Below are 18,599 nucleotides of genomic sequence, written 5' to 3'. Positions count from 1 at the left end.
AGTTAATAGATTTATTTTTTATAAGCTTCATTTAAGCCAATAATAGCTTCGCTGGTCACATCAAGACTTTGGTCAGCAAATAAAATATCGCTACTACCTTTTGAATATTTTAATACCATTTTAAAGCCTTTTTTCTTGGCATAAGTTTTAAGGTACTCTGCAATTTTGTCATACAGCTTCTCGTTTTCTGAAGCTTGTTCAGATTGCAATGCGGCACTTGCATTTTGCTGATATGCTTGTAATTCCTGTTGCTTTCTGCCTAGCCTTTGCTCTGTTGCAGCACGCTGATCTGCTGGTAATGTATTCGCCTGCTGCTGATATTGCGCTACTTCGCGTTGGTATGCCTGAGCTTTAGACGCCATGTCTTCCTGAGCTTTTTTTGCTTTAACTTCAAGTTTTTGATTAACGTCTTTAAAATATTGATACTTGGTCAATAAAGAATCTGAATTTACATAGACGATCTTCTCATTGTCAGGAACAGCAACGGTTTCTGTTTTTGAACCTGCAGCAGGTGCCGCCTCTTTGTTTTGACATGCAGACATTACAGAAACGATGACTGCAGCTGTAGCAATGCTGCTTAATTTGGTTTTTATTTTCATTTGATCTTTTAAAATTAAGAAGCCTTGAATGCTTCTAAATGCTTTTTTCTTTTGTTTTTTTAATGCCTTTTTTTTACTCTAAAATGCTAAAGTTCAACAAATATAAAATTTCAAATTTAGTATCCTAAATAAGTCGATTTTTTAGGATGGTTTTCGGCAATTTACGTTCAAATAGTTATTAACATTTAACTGTAAATTGACCTTAAATGGTTAAATTTGAAGCTAATTGTTTTAATAAAAATTATGAGCGAAGAACAGGATTCAAAGTCAAATTATTCGGCAGATAATATACAGGTATTAGAAGGTTTAGAGGCGGTGCGTAAGCGTCCTTCCATGTATATAGGTGATACTGGTGTTAAGGGATTACACCATTTAGTTTATGAGGTTGTAGACAATTCGATTGACGAGGCACTAGCTGGTCATGCTGATACCATTCTTGTAAATATACTTAAGGATAATTCGATAAGAGTTGAAGATAACGGACGTGGAATACCGACCGGAATAAATACAAAAGAACAAAAATCAGCATTGGAAATCGTAATGACGGTTTTACATGCAGGGGGTAAATTTGATAAGGACACTTATAAAGTTTCTGGTGGCTTACATGGTGTAGGTGTAAGTTGTGTCAACGCACTATCTACACATTTAAGGGCTGAGGTTCACCGTGAAGGTAAGGTTTGGGTGCAGGAGTATAATATTGGAAAGCCACTTTATGAGGTAAAATCTATTGGAGAAACTGACAAAAGAGGTACAATAGTAACCTTTACTCCAGATGCGACCATCTTTACTCAAACTACAGAGTATCGTTATGATACGCTGGCATCAAGACTAAGAGAATTGTCATTCTTAAATAAAGGTATCAAACTTACATTAACAGATGAGCGTGAAGTAGATGATCAGGGAAATTTCCTTACAGAACTTTTCCATTCTCAAGGTGGTCTAAAAGAGTTTGTTCAGTTTCTTGATGGAAACAGACCATCATTAATCGCGGAGCCGATCTACGTTGAAGGAATTAAAAACGGTATACCAGTTGAACTTGCTTTGCAATACAATGATAGCTATGCTGAGAACGTACACTCTTACGTAAACAATATCAATACGCATGAAGGTGGTACACACATTGCTGGTTTCAGAAGAGGTTTAACTAGGACATTAAAGGCTTATGCTGATAAATCTGGGTTACTTAAAAATGTTAAGTTTGAGATCACGGGAGATGATTTTCGTGAGGGATTGACAGCTGTTATTTCAGTTAAAGTACAGGAACCACAGTTTGAAGGCCAGACCAAAACCAAACTGGGTAACACAGAGGTCATGGGTGCTGTTGATATTGCAGTAGGAGAGGCACTAGGAATCTACCTGGAAGAATACCCGCGTGAAGCCAGATCAATTGTAAATAAAGTTATTCTTGCAGCTACAGCACGTGCTGCCGCAAGAAAAGCTCGGGAGATGGTTCAGAGAAAAAGTGTAATGGGTGGCTCTGGACTACCGGGCAAACTTGCAGATTGTTCTGACAGTGATCCAGAAAAATGCGAGCTTTACCTTGTCGAGGGAGATTCGGCTGGCGGTACTGCCAAACAAGGCAGAGATCGTAATTTCCAGGCTATATTACCTTTAAAGGGTAAAATTCTTAACGTAGAGAAGGCGATGGAGCACAAAATCTATGAGAACGACGAGATAAAAAATATGTTTACCGCGCTAGGTGTAAGTATAGGCACGCCGGAAGATGATAAAGCATTAAATATCCAGAAGCTTAGGTACCATAAGATTGTGATTATGACGGATGCTGATATCGATGGATCTCACATTACCACGTTGATCCTAACCTTCTTCTTCAGGTATATGAAAGCGTTAATCGAAGCGGGATATGTTTACATCGCTGCTCCACCTCTTTATCAGGTTAAAAAAGGAAAAGAGTTTGAATACTGCTGGAATGATCAACAGCGTGATGCTGCTGTACAGCGATTAAAAGGTGCAGGTAAGGAAGAAAGTGTTCACATCCAGCGTTATAAAGGTTTGGGTGAGATGAACGCTGAACAGCTTTGGGATACTACTTTAAACCCAGCTAACAGAACATTAATGCAAGCAACCATTGAAAACGCTGCGGAGTGTGATCATACCTTCTCTATGTTGATGGGTGATGATGTTGCCCCAAGAAGAGATTTCATAGAACGTAATGCAAAGTATGCGAAAATTGATGCATAGTTTTTAATCTTGAAATTTAAAGGCGTCTTTGTAAAAAGACGCCTTTTTTATTTAGCAATTGGACTAAATTGAACTCTGTTGATAGTTAGAAATGTATTTGGGAAAAGAGTCGCAATTCTTTTCGCCTCTTCTTGCGTAATTGTTCCTTTCAAGTTTAAATTTTCTATGCTGATCTTTCCCATCTCTTCAGGTATTAAAATATCCCCCATAAAATCCAGGCTTAAACTCTTAATGTTAGTAAGTTCCAATATCTCTTTAGGAACCGTATTTACCCGAATGTGAACCCCTCCAAAGCCCCCGTCGCTCTCTTTAAGCTGCGCTGCTAAATTTGGATAAAGTTTTGGGTCTTTTTTTCTCACCATCCAACCTATCTGTGGTTTTAGGGTAAATGTGTTTTCATCTTGTGTTAAGCCTGTAAAACCTGCCCAAACCTCTAAAGGAGTAGTAATGGTTTCGCCATTAGGGGTTACATCATTGTAAGCAACATCAACCTTAACCATTTCGCTAGGTAAAAAACGTGTGCTGTTAAAGCCTTTAAAATCACTTCTATTTCCATTATCGTAGTATGGATAAAATTTAACTATCCAGCCGTCTATTAATTCTTTTGCACCATATTGTTTAATAGAATGATATTTGAACATGTTACGCCAAAAATCTTTATCAACCTTCCCATTAGATGCATTTAAAAATTCTTTAAGTATTGGGTTGATCTCGTTAATCCACCAGGCCAGCTCATATTTTTTCAGGTAGTTTGCCTTATCTAAAACCTTTTGCCAATCGGCAGGTGTGCCTTCCACTGTAATTTCAGGTATCCCGCAAGAAAAGTACACTATTACATAATCAAAAAAAGGTTTAACAGCTTCCATTAAAGTAATCTGAGATGTCGCTCGAGTTGTTGGAGTGCTTGTTGTAAAATCGGACGTCATTGCTTTAGTTAATTCGCTTCCTGCGGCAGCAGAAATTTGATTTGCAAATGCAGGAAATACTTCTGCCTCCCAAGGGGCATTAGGATCATCAAGTTTAATATTTTGACTATTAAGAACAAGGCTAGTTTTCCCCTCATGTGTTACAAAATACTTACGAAGTTTTTCAGCATTATTATTGACATGCCTGGCAAATCCTTGCTCTATTAATAACCACATAATATCAGGAGAAAGCACGAATGGTCTATGGTTGGCATAAGCCTGATACATGCCTGAAAAGAAGGAGTGATCTCCAAAATTCACCAATTGATCTGGCCCCTTGCTACGTGCAATGATCTGATAAGGGTCTTGATTCGCTTTGAGCAACTCGCGCCTTATTTGGAAGTCGATACCATTTAAGATGGGCTCATTATAAATATCCTTATAGCTACTTAATTTTAAAAGTTGCTTTGGCTTCTCCAATTCTTCAACTTTGAAAGTGATGCCACTTTGAGCCTGAATTAGAAGAGGTAAGATAATGGATAACAAGAATAAGAAGAGCGGTCTTTTCATATTACTAAGAATTATTTGGTTAATGGATATAAGGGAATAACTGCCAAAATATTACCGTTTATGATAAAGTTATATAAAAACAACAAGTTAACCAACAGGTATTTCCATTCTGCAATGGTAATTTAATGTTTAACAGCAGTAAAAGCTAATGCATATTTTTAGCAACTATAGTGGTTCTTCGCCAATTTTGATGCATTCACACAAATTGAATATTCAGAGTTAAATACCTATTATTCAGTGGATTTACTTCGGTGTACACTTGTTTTATAAGTGATTTTTTTGTACCTTAAAGTACTGAATAACAGATACTTTAACCTTGATTTTACCACATACACTCAACCAAAATCTGGCAGCTTTATTTTATGCTGACTGGAAGATCAAAATATACCGGTCAGAAATAGAAGATTCGATAATTCGGCTCTTTGCTCAAAGACCAGGAAAGCGGGCTCAATGTCCAATGTGCTTGAAGAACAGCCATACCATACGCTCATCCTATTTCAGAACCTTAATAGACCTGCCTATGGTTGATAATAAGGTCTTTATCTTACTTAAGATACGCCGGTTCGCTTGTAAAAACCTCAAATGTCTTAAGTTGATATTCTCAGAACGGTGCAACGATATCACCAACCCTTATTCTAGACGTACTGAGAGGGCATCAATCTATTTAAAGCAGGTCCTTATTGAGATATCTTCAAACAAGGGCGCCTACTTTTCTAAATTAATGCATATACCCGTCAGTAACAACACTTGTCTTAGATTAGTTAAGTCTATGAATATGCCTATATATGATGATCTGTTGTGTGTGGGCATAGATGATTGGGCAAAACGAAAAGGAATGAACTATGGATCCATCATCGTTAATGCAGAGACTGGCCGACCCATTGATCTTTTAGATAGTAGGGATTCAAATGAAGTTATAGATTGGTTTTCGGCTCATCAGGAGGTCAAATATGTAACTAGGGATAGAGCGACATCTTATGCGAGTGCAATTACAAAATCAATACCTGCAGCAAAACAAATCGCTGATAGATTTCACTTAGTAAAGAATCTTGGTGATGCTATCCATGAGGAAATCAGAATCGAATATGGCCATTTGAAGGAGGTCGCCAAAAATATTTCCGCCGATGTAGACACAACGTCGTCCGGTACAGTAAGTGCGAATGCTCCTAGCGACGTGAGCCCTAATAGTAAGCCGGATATTTCTTTATACATGATTGAAAGAAGAGAGAAGCTTCAGTTAATGGCCAAATTAAAAAAAGATGGATATAACCTAACTGACATTGCCCGGAGAACGCAAATGAACTGGCGTACGGTAAAAAAATATTTGACATCAGCAATACCATCGCCCGGAAGGGAACCGCGTGTAAATTACAATAAGTATATGAGCGAAATCAACCACATGATCCATTTAGAAATCAATCCTACGGCCATGTTTAAGTCGCTTATTGATAAGGGGATAAATTGTTGTGAGCGCTCTTTTACCAGATGGTTTAACATAACGTTTCCTGCTTATCAGCATAAATGGAACAGGGCATGTCATCAACCATTAAAAAATCCAAAGCCAAGCATTTGGATCAACTACATTCCTCCTTTAAGAAAGCTAGCAATATTTTTAACAAATCCGGATTATGGTGTTTCAAAAGACACGGGCGAGTGCTCAAAGGAAAAGGAAATTGTTGATGGACTGGTAAATAAAGTCCCTCTTCTAGCTAGCTTACGTAAGGTTTACATCAACTTTAGGAAAATTTTGAAAGGAGGATGCTCCGAACAATTAGATCTGTGGATCAAAGAGGTTCAATCATTGAGCCGGAAGAGAATGGACCGCTTTTGTAACGGATTAAAAAAAGATATCCTGGCAGTAAAAAATGCCATCACGTACAACTGGACAAACGGATTAGTTGAGGGAAATATAAACAGGTTGAAAAACAAAAAGCGTGAGATGTATGGCAGATGCGGCTTTCAGTTGCTTAGAAGGAAGGTATGTCTTTCAGTAACGGGATGAGTGCATCAAAATTGGCGAAGAACCACTATAGTACGGAGGCTGGTACATATATCATTTTGTTATCAGCCATGCGTAAGGTCTTCTGACGGTAAAGTAATTTGCATCGCTGTCATTTTCATAGGCTTCTTTTTCAAAACAAATATTAAGGTAAGCCATATGATGGTCTCGTAATTTAATCAAATTCACCAGGTAATGCAATACATAGATCAGGTAAAAGAAAATAAACAGCAGCTCTACTTGCTGTTTAAAGTGTATGGTTTCGTGCCTTATAATTCTTACATCAGAACTTAAGTGGTTATTCTTAAAAAGCATAAATGGATAAATTGCCATTGCCTGGGCAGGCAATCCTGAATATACAATTTTCCAATATTTCATTTACAATTATTATCAGAAGGTCTCATCCTCATCTAAATCCTGACCGTTTAATGCTTCCAAATCGTCTTCATCTAAGTCAGTTTCTGGATCGTTACTCAATTCTAAATCAAGATCGTCTGCTGTATTCCCGGTGTCATCTGCTGAGTTGTAACCTCCTGCTACTTCTTCATTAATCGGTTTTTCTGCTTTGGAAGGATCATTTTCTGCTGATAAGATCAGCTTATTATCTGCTTCTTGTTGGTTTTCTTCGTTCTCAATATTCATAACAATTAAGTTTGGGTATAAAACAACCTTTCCTCTATTTGGTTTAAGCTAATTTCGATCACTTCATCAACCTAACAAATAATAACATTGTCGCAATTAAAAGGATAATTAATACCAGGTAGCTATAACTTAAGTTAGCCTCGTCTTTCGCTGGTATAAAATAGATGATGCTATAGCTCAGCAGAGAAACAATTACATAATTAATGCCTCCGGTTAAGCCTCCTGCAATACCCGCGTTTGTCGGGAACCTGCTAAGGCAAAAGGTAAAAAAGCTGTTAAAAGTATAACCCGATGTGGCGTGTATTACAAATGCAAAGCATATCATAGAATACAGTGTTGAAACATAGCCTGAACTGATCAGCATAATGATTCCAAACGTGAGTTGTATAGCCAGGTTTAATAAAAGTTTCTTATTAAATGGCTGATCAATGGTTAGCTTTCCCACAAGACCGCCAATCATTACAGCCACTCCCAAAATTAATGAACTGTTACCAGCTATTACCGGACTAAGGCTTAACTGATGTTCAATAATGAAGGGTCCCGTCATGTTATAAATCATAACCATAGAGTAGGAGAGCCCTAGCATAACTATACCTAAAGTAAAGCTAGCCGTTTTAATCATACCAGAATATACTAAGCCAATAGTCTTAATGTTAAAAGCCATTTTTTGTTTAATGGTTTCCCCACTAAAAAATAATTCCAAGATCAGTATTACCACCGCAAAGCCCGTCAGGAAGTAAAAATTAGATTGCCAGCCAAAATAGGTTTGCAAGTACCCTCCTGCAAAAGGAGCAATGATTGGTGCAGTTGCCCATATCACAGAGAACATACTCAAGTAGTTTTTTAGTTGATCGCCACTAAAAACATCCACAAAATAGGCTCGTTTGGATACTACAATCGCCCCAACGGTAATTCCATGAACTATCCTCATGGAGTAGATCAGGTAGATGTTGCCTGTATTGGCTATTACTAAACTTGCCAGGGCAAAAACGATCAAACTGATAAGGTTGATGCGATATCTTCCAAAGCTATCAAGCAGGCTGCCAACAAAAAGTTGTGCTACACCGTAGCTAATTAAAAAAAGAGTTAAAGTAAGTTGAACCTGTATTTCACCAACCTGTAGCTTTGATGCCATTGTTGGTAGTGAAGGGATATAAATATCAGTAGCGAAACCAGAAAGGGGTATTAATGCAAAGGCAAGTAGAGTTGCAATTCTCTGGTTTTCTTTTTTTAGTGGTTTGGTAAAGATCAAGTTGAAGATTTTTAGAGCCGCAAAGTTAATATAATCCTAATTTGGCAATGGGAATAAATAAATCAAAATAGCAATTTTACTGTTATAATATAAACATAGGGATGAAAATTTTACTGACCGGCGCAACGGGTTACATTGCACAGCGACTACTTCCAGTCTTGCTCGAAAACGGGCATCAAGTAGTTTGTTGTGCAAGAGAGAAACAAAGGTTTGATCAAGAAAAATATAAGGACTATCCGCTGGAAGTTATTGAGGTTGATTTTCTAGAACAATCAACTCTTGGACGAATTCCGGAAGATATCGATGTGGCCTATTATCTTTTGCACTCAATGTCTGGTGGAGAAAAGGACTTCTCTAAACTAGAACAACAAACTGCAGAGAATTTTAAGCTGAGGTTAGAAAAAACTAGTGTTAAGCAAGTTATTTTTCTCAGTGGAATTGTAAATGGCAAAGAGCTTTCTAAGCATTTAAGCTCCAGGCAGCGTGTAGAAGAAACGCTTCAGTCATCTAAATATGGTTTAACTACGCTCAAAGCTGGGATAATTGTAGGGTCCGGTAGCGCTAGCTTTGAAATTATTCGAGATTTGGTAGAGAAGCTTCCAGTCATGATTGCTCCAAAATGGCTGAATACCAAATGCCAGCCAATAGCAATAAGAGACGTACTCAAATTTCTAGACGGAGTAAGGTTAAAGGAGTTTGCTTTCAACAAGGGCTATGATATTGGCGGACCAGAAGTACTCACTTATAAAGAAATGCTGATGCGTTTTGCGAAGGCACGAAAATTAAAGCGTAAAATATTTGTGGTTCCAGTAATGACGCCAAGACTATCCTCTTACTGGCTTTATTTTGTTACCTCAACTTCTTATTCTCTAGCCAGCAACCTGGTCGAAAGTATGAAAGTAGACGTTGTTGCAGAGCCGAATGATTTAAGTGAAAGGTTGAATATAACTCCGCTTATTTATGAGGAAGCCATTCAATTAGCTTTTGGGAAGATAGCGCAAAATCAGGTTATTTCCAGCTGGCGCGATGCCATGAATACCGATGTTTACGGTAAGGGACTTTCCAACCTTGTCGAAGTACCAGAAGAGGGTTGTTTTAAAGATAAGCGCAAAGCTAAGGTGAAAGATGTAGATACGGCACTTGAAAACATTTGGTCAATTGGGGGCGAGAAAGGTTGGTATTATGCAGACTGGCTTTGGAGCTTGCGTGGGTTTTTAGATAAAGTCTTTGGTGGCGTTGGTTTACAGCGTGGTCGTACCAGTATTAATCAGCTGTTTCCAGGTAGCGTTATCGATTTCTGGCGTGTAATCTTAGCTAATAAAAAGGAGCGTCGTCTGTTGCTTTATGCAGAAATGAAACTTCCTGGAGAGGCTTGGTTGGAATTTAGAATTGACGATCAAAATGTATTTCATCAAACAGCTACTTTTCGTCCAGTAGGAATTTCTGGAAGGCTATATTGGTATGCTGTACTTCCATTCCATGCCTTTATTTTTAAAGGAATGATGAATAAGATTATCAACTCTGATGAGATTTAAATCTGCTAAAACTTGTTTTACGTAATAAAGGACATAACTTTATTTCTACAGTATGAACAGCAACGTGGAAAGGATTAAAAGATATTTACAGAAATATAGAGGTTTATGGGTCTTCCTGATTATCTTATTGATAAGCAATCCTTCATCTGCTCAAGAAAAGGATAATAAGAAAAAAATAGATGCGGCCAAGACAATTATTAATGACGTAAAACTTTCTGATACCGATCCTTTAGCCAGTATTTTGCAAATGCATAAAGGTAAAGTGGTTTATGTTGATGTTTGGGCAACATGGTGTCTGCCATGTTTATTCGAGATGCCCAATTCGAGGAAACTTAGAGAAAAGCTGATTGGTGAAAATGTAGTTTTCGTCTATATATGTGTCAATTCTAATGACGAAAAAAGATGGAGGAAACTAATCACATCCAAACGTATTGCAGGTGATAATTATCTGCTTTCAGCTGAGCAGTCGGCTGCTTTATTGCAAAAATACACTATAGCAGGAATCCCAAGGTATATGCTCTTTGATAAAAATGGGGATGCAGTTAGTGAAGATGCGAAACGACCCGGCGAACCAATTGTTCTAAAAACCATTCGGGAGTTATTGGAAAGCAAATAAAATAAAATGGCTAAGCTGAATGAACTGCTTAGCCATTTTTATGAATAATTCTATTTTAAAAGTTAAGCCAATGTAAAAGCTGGTAGTTCAATTCTTTTACCTCCATCCATTGCAGATTCGTGAGCAAGTATGCCAACACAAGTTATATTGGCAGATTGTCTTGCATTTGGAAAAGGTTCCCTTTTATTAACCAATGCTGAAAGAAATTCATGCACCAAGTGAGGGTGAGAACCACCATGACCAGAACCCTGTATAAATGAAAGGTGCTGATTGCTATTTGCATCATATACACCACCAGTAGTAAAGTTTCGGATTTCCTCTGGCAATAGATGCGCATAGTCAGGTATGGTTACTTTCTCCGGTGTTTCACCCGTGTGGATCACAGATTCTTCGTGTTCTACCAGCGTCCATTCAAACGTTTTCTTGGAACCATATACATCAAAACTTTCCCTGTACTGTCGGGCAGTATTGAAAAGTGATCTCGTTACTTCTGCTGCAAGGTCAGAATCTTTGAATTTAATATGGCAGCTTTCAACTGCAAATGGCGATCCGTATTTTTCAATCAATGGCGCGTCAATGGTTCCAGATCCAAAACAAGAAACATATTCTGCATCAGCTTTTGAAAGCGCTAATACTGGTCCTACACAATGTGTTGCATAATGCATAGGAGGTAAGCCTTCCCAATATCCAGGCCATCCAGCCATTTCTTGTTGATGTGATGCACGAAGAAATTGTAGCTTGCCCATCTCACCGCTCTCGTATAATTCTTTAACAAATAAGAATTCTCTGCTGTAAATAACCGTTTCCATCATCATGTAAGTAAGTCCGGTTTCTTTTACAGCCGCTACAATTTGTCGGCATTCTTCTACACTAGTTGCCATAGGAACTGTACAGGCCACGTGTTTTCCTGCTCTTAATGCTTTTATAGATTGCTCTGCGTGGTTTTGTATCGGAGTATTGATGTGTATAGCATCCACCTCAGGATCTTTTAGCAATTCATCATAATCAGTATAGCGTTTTTCAATCCCAAACGCATCACCAATTGCATTTAGTTTTTCTGCATCTCTCTGGCATATCGCATACATATTTGCATTCGGGTGGTGCTGATAAATTGGAATAAATTCTGCGCCAAATCCAAGTCCCGTTATAGCTATGTTGATCTTCTTTTGCTCCATAGTGTCAATATGATATTTTGTAAAAGTTTTTTTATTTGAAATGTGATTTTAAAAAATGGAGTCCATCGGTTGCAAATTCATCCTGACTAGCCGAAAAGGGGCGCCAAATACAAACTGCGGCTGCTAATTCTTTGTTTGCAGGAGTAAAGCTTTCTATAGCTACAATTCCCTTATAATTAATGGCATTTAGCCCTTCGCTAAAAGCTTCCCAGCGGGTTTGCCCTGTTCCGGGGGTACCCCGGTAATTTTCAGATACCTGTACATGCAATAGCTTGCTACCACAAAGTTTAATTGCTGCTAAAATATCTGGTTCTTCAATATTCATATGAAAACCGTCCAGCAATATCCCTGCTGCCTGGTGGTCGATGTCTTTCACTAATCTCACCACATCTTCGGCAGTATTGACCAGGTCAGATTCAAAACGGTTTAATGGCTCAATTGCTAGTTTTATTCCTCTAGACTGTGCCATATCGCAAGCTATCCTTAAATTGGAGACTGCCAATTGCCATTCTTTTATTCTTTGTTCCGGACTAACCATTCTGGCTTTGCCTACCGCAGAGTACATTGGGCCTGCAAAAAATGGAATATTCCATAGCACACATAAGTCAAGGCAAGACTCGATGTAGTTAAAGCAATTTTGATGAACTGCAGGATCTTCATGTGTTAAATCGCGCGTAGGTCCGAATGCCCCACAGATCACCGCTTTTAAACCATATTTTTCCAGTCCTTTTTTCACAGCCTCACCGTCAATCAAATCAGGATCTTCAACAGCAATTTCTACTGCATCAAAACCCATTGCTGATATTTTTGGAAATAATTCTTCAATACTTGATGTTTGAAAAGGAGAAGTCCATAACCAGGTGCTTACTCCAAAAGTAATTTCAGCCGCCATGTTTATTGCTCTAAAGACGTTCGATGCTCCAGCATTACTACTTTATATCCACCTTTGGATTTAAAATAGAACATCAGCAGTAAGTAACTTACCAGCATAATTAAGGGGAAAATCACAATATAGCGTAATGCCTCTTTTTTAGCGCCGTCTCTAATACTTGTCACCGTAGTTTGATCTGCCGGCGTTGCACTGGCAAGCTTGGCCTGATTCAAGGCTTTATATTCACCAAAAAGGCTTGTTTTCTGTTCGGTTACATAAGTGCTATGTATAGCAGTATTATTGTTTACATCATATTTAGCAATCTTTTGATCTACTGATTTATCCTGAATAAATCCCAGTACTCCAGCACCAATCACTCCGGCAGCTATCATTCCAAGACCACCAGTTATGTTCAGGGTTAGTGCTCCCCCTTTTGGAAACTGTTCAGATACCAGCCCTAGCATTGTAGGCCAGAAGAAAGATTTAGCCAAACCGTATATTGTAGCAGCTACTAGGATCATAATCCCAGTTGAGGCCGATAGCATGTATAACCCAATCACTGCAACACCAGAGCATAGCGATAAAAGCCCAAGCGACGATACTTTATGTGTTAATGGTCCGGCAAAGAAACGTAATACAAACATAATTGCAGAAGTATAAACCAGTACCCATCCTGCCTGTAATCCAATCTTAGTCATCTCGGGAGCCATTAAGTCGGTAATCCAACTATCTGTTCCAAGTTCCGTCGTTGCCAAAGGGATCATTACCAGAAGAAGTATGATGAAAAGTGGCCTGCCAAAACTCCTCGTGTAAAAGCCAAAACCTCCGGTTATTAAGAGGGTAATGATTACACTAGTGGCAGTTGACCATCCAAATACTGTTCCTAGCTGAAAAATAATCAGTGCTACAATGATCAATGCACCACCTGCACCAACTTCCTGCAACATTTCTTTATAAGTTACACCAGCCTGCACGCGTTCATTGAGCGGAAACTTACTACGAAGGCTCATCACAGCATAAATAAGTGTTGGGATCAGGATCAATGCAATCTTATATTCCCACTTGGTATCCACACCCAGCATTAGTGCCATTACTCCTCCAAGTACCAACCCGCCAGCCCATCCTGCATGGAGTATGCTTAACCATTTAATCTTTTGTTTCGGGAACATGGTAGCCACAACGGGGTTAGCAACTGCTTCTACAGTGCCATTACCTATAGCTACAATGAAAGAGCCAATATAGAGCATCCAATAACCTGTCGCAAAAATAGTTAAGAAGGCAGATGCAACATGGCAAACTATCGCAAATATCATTGCCGTTTTGTAACCTATTTTGTCAATTACCAAACTAAAAAGGACAATACTAATGGCAAATGGCCAGAGGCCTACGCCTGCAATTTCTCCAAGCTGTGTTTGCGTTAAGTTAAAGTCTACACCCCATTGCGGCAATATCAGCGCGCGAAGGATGAAGCCAAAAGCTGTGGTCACTAATGATACGAAACAGGCATAAAAAAGTTTCATATCAACTTTTGAATTTGACATGGTTAGTTGTTTAGGTTTATACTTTGGTTATTTAATTACTTTCATTACTCCATTCATAATTCTCCAGTGTCCTGGGAATGAGCAAATGAACGGGTAGTCTCCAACCGATGCTGGTACCTTAAATCTTAATTTAAAAGATTCCTCCGGGTTTACTAAAGGCGTATGAAACAATACTTCAGGCATTATCGGTACATATTGTTTATCTGCACCTTTAGGATCTTGAGCTAGTTTATCTGCTGCTGCGCCTACTTTTTCCATACTTCCTTTTTGCAAGATTAAAAAATTGTGCTGCATAAAGTCAATATTGTCAAATACTATTTCCACTGTGCTACCCGCTTTTACTATGAACGTTTTGGTCGCAAACTTCATCGCATTTACTATAGGCGTAATTCTAATAGTTTGATCTGGTTTGGTGTCTTGTTTAACAGTCTTCAGTGTTTTGGATTCCTCACTTTTCGTTGCAGCTGCTTTATCATTAATAACAGCTGGCTTAACGTGTCTGACTATGGCTATTTTCAAAGCCTCTTTAATCCACCTGTCGTTGCTGTTTTGTGTGTTCTTTTCTGCTGCCATTAATTCATCAGTAAGAGCTGGTGATGGTGGCAATTCAGAAATCTTTAAGATCGCAGCAAGCCTGGTATTCAAGTTAGCATCGTTTAATAATCCAGCTTTATTAATGGCTGCCAGTGATGCGGAATTATTGGGCAATACCTGAAGTGCAGCTTTTCTTACGCCTGCTGATGGGTGTGATAATGCTTCTACTGCAACCCCAAATGCTTCCGGGTCAGCATACATGCCCAAACCTTGTAAGGTCCAAAGTGAATGTATTGCCGCTGGGTTTATTCCCAGTTCGTCTACTTTTTTATCCCTTATCAATTTATAAAGTTCTGGAGCAATTGCTTTGTTTCCAGATTCTACGATAAGCCTTTGTGCAGTGGTTCTCCAGAACATATTATCACTTTGCAATCCGCCAAGCAACGACTTTGCATCTTTCTTATCAAGTGATTTAATCTTCGCTGTAGTGGCGTTATTGTAAACGATCTTATAGATCCTGCCGTGTGTCCTGTCGCGCAAAGGGTTGATATAGGCATTACCTTTCCCGTTCTCAAATCCTTGCGGAGTAGGGTTATGCTGTATAATAAAGTTATACCAGTCCAATACCCAAACGGCACCATCCGGACCAACATCTGTTTGTACAGGGCCAAACCATTCATCTGCACTAGCCACTAAATTCCATCCATCTTGTTCAGTAAATCCAGATCCGTTGGGCTCTAATATGGCTTGGTGTACTACTCTGCCAGTCGGTTCGTTTACAAATGCAATTCTGTTCCAATATGCTTTAGGAAAATTCCTCGCTGTATAAAGGTTGTGACCTGCCGCTGCAGTAAAACCGTTAAATACATCTACCTGGCGCAGGTTCTTCGTTACAACGTGCATGGCATAATGTCCATCTATTTTATCAATAGACTTATTGGCAGGTTCATTTATTTTAGCCAAATAGGTGCTCGGTATCCCTAGAAATGCACTATGGGTATTATTGGCAGTAGATAAAAAGACGTCATTGTTTTCAGAGAATCCAAGTCCCCAGGTATTGTTGCTGGTTCCACCAAGGTATTCCAGGTTCTTGCCGTTCAGATCAAAATGATAAACACCCTGACTAAACTTAACATCCTGATCTCCAACTTTACCGTTGTATCCAGAATAGCCAACAGTTCCCCATATTTTATTGTCCATCCCATATTTTAAATTAGACGGACCAGCATGGGTATCAAATGTACCCCAGCCTGTTATTATTTTCTCCCTAATATCTGCTTTATCGTCTCCATCAGTATCTTTTAAAAAAATAAAGTCTGGTGCCTGCGCAATGATTACGCCCCCATTTGCAAATACAATGCTAGTAGGAATGTTAAGCTTATCGGCAAAAACGGTAAACTTATCGGCCTTACCATCGCCATTTGTATCCTCGCATATTTTTATACGGTCCAAGCCCTCACCCTTTACATCTCTAACCGTGTTCGGATAATCTATTGTTTCCACAATCCATAACCTTCCGCGCTCATCCCATGCCATGGCTATAGGCTTTTCAATATCAGGCTCAGCTGCAAACAATTGCATTTTAAAGTCTACAGGTACCTGGATTAGCAATTGTGACTCCTTCGGACTAAGCGGAGCCTGTAACTGGAAACCACCTTCTCTTTTTTCGTAGTTTGGAAGCTTGGCGTCAGAATAGGAAGCTGTTGGTTTGTCAAGCTTTTCCCATTCTTTTTTTGCAGCGTCATTCACTGCCCAAAGCAGGCCATTTTGTAATAACTTTAAAAAGCCAGGGTTCTTCCAGGTACGTTCATCATGGCCATAAGCAGTGTAAAACACCTTTCCTTTACCATAATTCTTTACCCAGGTGTAAGCTTCATGGTGTGTGCCTTCTACTCTTTCTGTAAGCACGTGAATGTCTTTTGCTAGCTTGGTATGTACATAAGTCTCATCCCAGGTAGTAAAGGGAGTGAGGCCTTTCATTATCGGATGCTTGGCATCTACTATTGTTTCAATAAAGGTATCTGTCTTATGTTCCTTAAACTGTCCCCCAACCATATTGATGTACTCCGGCGAGTTCTGAAAACAGAATGAAGCGCAGTGAACAGGAATAAAGGCTTTTCCGCTTTTCACATAATCCAGCAATGCTTTCTCCTGGGGCGCAGTAATGGTATCATGATTTGCATAGATTATCAACCCGTCATACTTGGCAAGATTGCCTGCATTTAAATCGTTAGGATCTGTAGTATAAGAGATATTGATCCCGTTCTTGAAGAAATCTTGAGACACGATCTCTGCAAATTTTTCAGAATTGTGATGTTCACTTTTGTGTCCAAGCAGTAATATTTCCAGTCGGCGTGGTTTGTTGTCAATAACAAAGCTGCCCTTAAAATTAATAGCGGCTGCAAAAATGATGACAATAATGGCCAGGTACTTTCTCATGTTTAAGATAATTTGGTTAGAATTTAAGTGAATCTAATTTCTGTAATTCAACGCGTAAAACCTTTTACTTTTTTATCTAATACCGACTGTATTCTATCATTTATTTTGGTAATTTTAGGTATTCAAATGCAATTATATAGTGTATGAAAGTTGCTGTTCACAAATCAGAGATTCCGCAAAGCCAAATGTTTGTGGTTAAGGAACTAGATGAGAAACATTTTGATCCAGTATGGCATTCACATTCTGAGTATCAGCTTTTTGTCGTACTTAAGGGTACGGGTACCCGATTTATAGGAGATAGTATAAAGGCTTTTGGACCCGGAGAGCTAGTTTTTACAGGTTCTGATCTTCCGCATCTTTGGCGAAGCGATGAGGCATACTTCAAAAAGGACGGTCAGCTGTGTATACAAGGAGTAGTGATTTATCTTAAAGATAATTTCCTTGGGCACGATATGATGGAAAAAGAAGAGATGGCACAGCTTAAAAAGCTATTTAAGCGTAGTGCACGCGGACTGGAATTTTACGGCCCGGAAAAAGAACGCATTATCCGAATGATGAAAGAGTTACTGAAACTTGGCGGATTAGAGAGCGTTATCCAACTGCTCAATATTCTGCTCTCCTTGTCTAAGTCTAAAGAGTATCATTATATTTCCCATACTACATACGCCGGACCGTTTAATGAAAACGAAACCGACAGGATGAATAAGGTATATGAGTATTCCCTGCAAAATTTCCGTAAAAAGATCGTGTTAACAGATTTGGCTGCAATGCTTTTTATGACGCCCACTTCCTTCAGCAGGTATTTTACCGTACGCAATAATAAGACGTTTTCCAGGTTCATTGCCGAGCTGCGGATCAAGCATGCGTGTAAGCTACTCACAGAAACTGATCTCCCTGTTTCCAATATCAGTTACCAATGCGGCTTCAATACCCTCTCCAATTTTAACAGGCAATTTAAAGAAATCATGCTCAAAAGGCCATCTGTTTACAAACAGGAGTTCATGAAACTTTAATATCATATTATACTTATCTTGGCTCATCAAAATGGCATTAAGTAACAGACATATATTATCTAATTGCATATTAATTATGCTGGCATTAATGGCTTTGTCGGGTAAATCTCAAACCTTAAATGGCACCTATGTTTTTGATGCAAAAGTATCCGTCACTAAACTCATTTTCAATGGTGCTAAATTCAAAGAGCAATCTATAATAGATGGCTACAATTTATTTGGAGAGGGAACATACAGTATTATTAACAATAAGCTTGTTCTACAATACATAAAAGCTGTTAACAAAGACTCTTCTTCCTATCAATTAACTGCTGCTGATAAGTTTAGTAATGAATATTCGGGAGTGGTAACCATTAAGGTGCTGGCAGATTCTGTTCCTAATGCGGCTACGGTTACATTTACAGATAGTGTAGGTAGACCAATTTCTGGGATGCAGACAGACAATCAGGGTAACGTTACAGCGATGGTTTACAATGCTACACCCGCCAAAGCCATCAGTATTGCGGTCGTAGCATTTGAAACAGTTACCATTCCAATAAATAGGTTAACGCGGAAAATAAGCGACTTAAAAGTGAACATGAAAATGCAAACCAAGAACCGTTACAGACCTGTCGGAACTGTGGAGTATCAGATTTTGAATCAGACAAAGGACAAGCTTTTATTGCAAAACGAACAAAAGCAACAGCTATTTAAAAAGGTAAATTAA

15 protein-coding genes are annotated in these 18,599 nt (G+C 38.8%); 6 read left to right on the top strand and 9 right to left on the bottom strand.

Going from position 1 to position 18,599, the window contains the following annotated elements; translation table 11 throughout:
* Nucleotides 1-11: 11 nt before the first annotated feature.
* Nucleotides 12-599 carry an OmpH family outer membrane protein gene (locus tag ACVWYN_RS12300; protein ID WP_457289166.1) on the bottom strand — a complete coding sequence of 196 codons (588 nt, stop codon included), beginning with the start codon at nt 597-599 and terminating at the stop codon, nt 12-14.
* Between the two features lie 243 nt (nt 600-842).
* Between ACVWYN_RS12300 and gyrB the strand changes: the two genes are divergently transcribed.
* Nucleotides 843-2,801 carry a DNA topoisomerase (ATP-hydrolyzing) subunit B gene (gene gyrB, locus ACVWYN_RS12295; RefSeq protein WP_457289165.1) on the top strand — a complete coding sequence of 653 codons (1,959 nt, stop codon included), beginning with the start codon at nt 843-845 and terminating at the stop codon, nt 2,799-2,801.
* Between the two features lie 47 nt (nt 2,802-2,848).
* Here gyrB and ACVWYN_RS12290 read toward each other — a convergent pair whose 3' ends face one another.
* Nucleotides 2,849-4,276 carry a DUF4419 domain-containing protein gene (locus ACVWYN_RS12290; RefSeq protein ID WP_457289164.1) on the bottom strand — a complete coding sequence of 476 codons (1,428 nt, stop codon included), beginning with the start codon at nt 4,274-4,276 and terminating at the stop codon, nt 2,849-2,851.
* Between the two features lie 316 nt (nt 4,277-4,592).
* On the opposite strand from ACVWYN_RS12290, the gene ACVWYN_RS12285 reads away from it, so the two are divergent.
* Nucleotides 4,593-6,278, top strand: coding sequence for an ISL3 family transposase (locus ACVWYN_RS12285; protein WP_457289163.1), 1,686 nt, complete (start codon nt 4,593-4,595; stop codon nt 6,276-6,278).
* A 51-nt stretch (nt 6,279-6,329) separates the two neighbouring features.
* On the opposite strand, the gene ACVWYN_RS12280 is transcribed toward ACVWYN_RS12285, so the two are convergent.
* The 3 genes from ACVWYN_RS12280 to ACVWYN_RS12270 are packed head-to-tail and all read right to left on the bottom strand — an operon-like array spanning nt 6,330 to nt 8,169.
* Nucleotides 6,330-6,653 (bottom strand): hypothetical protein, encoded by a 324-nt coding sequence (locus tag ACVWYN_RS12280; protein ID WP_457289162.1) that lies wholly within the window; start codon nt 6,651-6,653, stop codon nt 6,330-6,332.
* 12 nt (nt 6,654-6,665) lie between these two features.
* Complete coding sequence (locus tag ACVWYN_RS12275) at nt 6,666-6,917, bottom strand: hypothetical protein (protein ID WP_457289161.1); 252 nt, start codon at nt 6,915-6,917, stop codon at nt 6,666-6,668.
* A 58-nt stretch (nt 6,918-6,975) separates the two neighbouring features.
* The gene (locus tag ACVWYN_RS12270; RefSeq protein ID WP_457289160.1) at nt 6,976-8,169 is read right to left on the bottom strand and encodes an MFS transporter; all 1,194 of its coding nucleotides are present in this window, start codon (nt 8,167-8,169) and stop codon (nt 6,976-6,978) included.
* 101 nt (nt 8,170-8,270) lie between these two features.
* On the opposite strand from ACVWYN_RS12270, the gene ACVWYN_RS12265 reads away from it, so the two are divergent.
* Both ACVWYN_RS12265 and ACVWYN_RS12260 read left to right on the top strand, forming a co-directional pair.
* A complete protein-coding gene (locus ACVWYN_RS12265; RefSeq protein WP_457289159.1) occupies nt 8,271-9,704 on the top strand; it encodes an SDR family oxidoreductase in 1,434 nt (477 codons plus the stop codon).
* A 52-nt stretch (nt 9,705-9,756) separates the two neighbouring features.
* A complete protein-coding gene (locus ACVWYN_RS12260) occupies nt 9,757-10,320 on the top strand; it encodes a TlpA family protein disulfide reductase (RefSeq protein WP_457289158.1) in 564 nt (187 codons plus the stop codon).
* Between the two features lie 62 nt (nt 10,321-10,382).
* Here ACVWYN_RS12260 and ACVWYN_RS12255 read toward each other — a convergent pair whose 3' ends face one another.
* From ACVWYN_RS12255 to ACVWYN_RS12240, 4 genes are read right to left on the bottom strand one after another with little or no spacing between them, the layout of a single operon-like run.
* Nucleotides 10,383-11,495 (bottom strand): Gfo/Idh/MocA family oxidoreductase, encoded by a 1,113-nt coding sequence (locus ACVWYN_RS12255; protein ID WP_457289157.1) that lies wholly within the window; start codon nt 11,493-11,495, stop codon nt 10,383-10,385.
* Between the two features lie 31 nt (nt 11,496-11,526).
* Nucleotides 11,527-12,387 (bottom strand): sugar phosphate isomerase/epimerase family protein, encoded by an 861-nt coding sequence (locus ACVWYN_RS12250; protein ID WP_457289156.1) that lies wholly within the window; start codon nt 12,385-12,387, stop codon nt 11,527-11,529.
* A gap of 2 nt (nt 12,388-12,389) precedes the next feature.
* Nucleotides 12,390-13,907 (bottom strand): MFS transporter, encoded by a 1,518-nt coding sequence (locus tag ACVWYN_RS12245; protein ID WP_457289155.1) that lies wholly within the window; start codon nt 13,905-13,907, stop codon nt 12,390-12,392.
* A gap of 27 nt (nt 13,908-13,934) precedes the next feature.
* Nucleotides 13,935-16,880, bottom strand: a complete 2,946-nt coding sequence (locus ACVWYN_RS12240; RefSeq protein WP_457289154.1) for a PVC-type heme-binding CxxCH protein — start codon at nt 16,878-16,880, stop codon at nt 13,935-13,937.
* Nucleotides 16,881-17,023: 143 nt separating this feature from the next.
* Here ACVWYN_RS12240 and ACVWYN_RS12235 point away from each other — a divergent pair, with 143 nt between their 5' ends.
* Nucleotides 17,024-17,893, top strand: a complete 870-nt coding sequence (locus ACVWYN_RS12235) for an AraC family transcriptional regulator (RefSeq protein ID WP_457289153.1) — start codon at nt 17,024-17,026, stop codon at nt 17,891-17,893.
* A gap of 76 nt (nt 17,894-17,969) precedes the next feature.
* Nucleotides 17,970-18,599: a hypothetical protein gene (locus tag ACVWYN_RS12230; protein ID WP_457289152.1), complete on the top strand. Its 630-nt coding sequence runs from the start codon at nt 17,970-17,972 to the stop codon at nt 18,597-18,599.

The organism is Pedobacter sp. UYP24, assembly GCF_054057295.1.
This window is presented reverse-complemented; position numbering and strand designations above follow the sequence as displayed.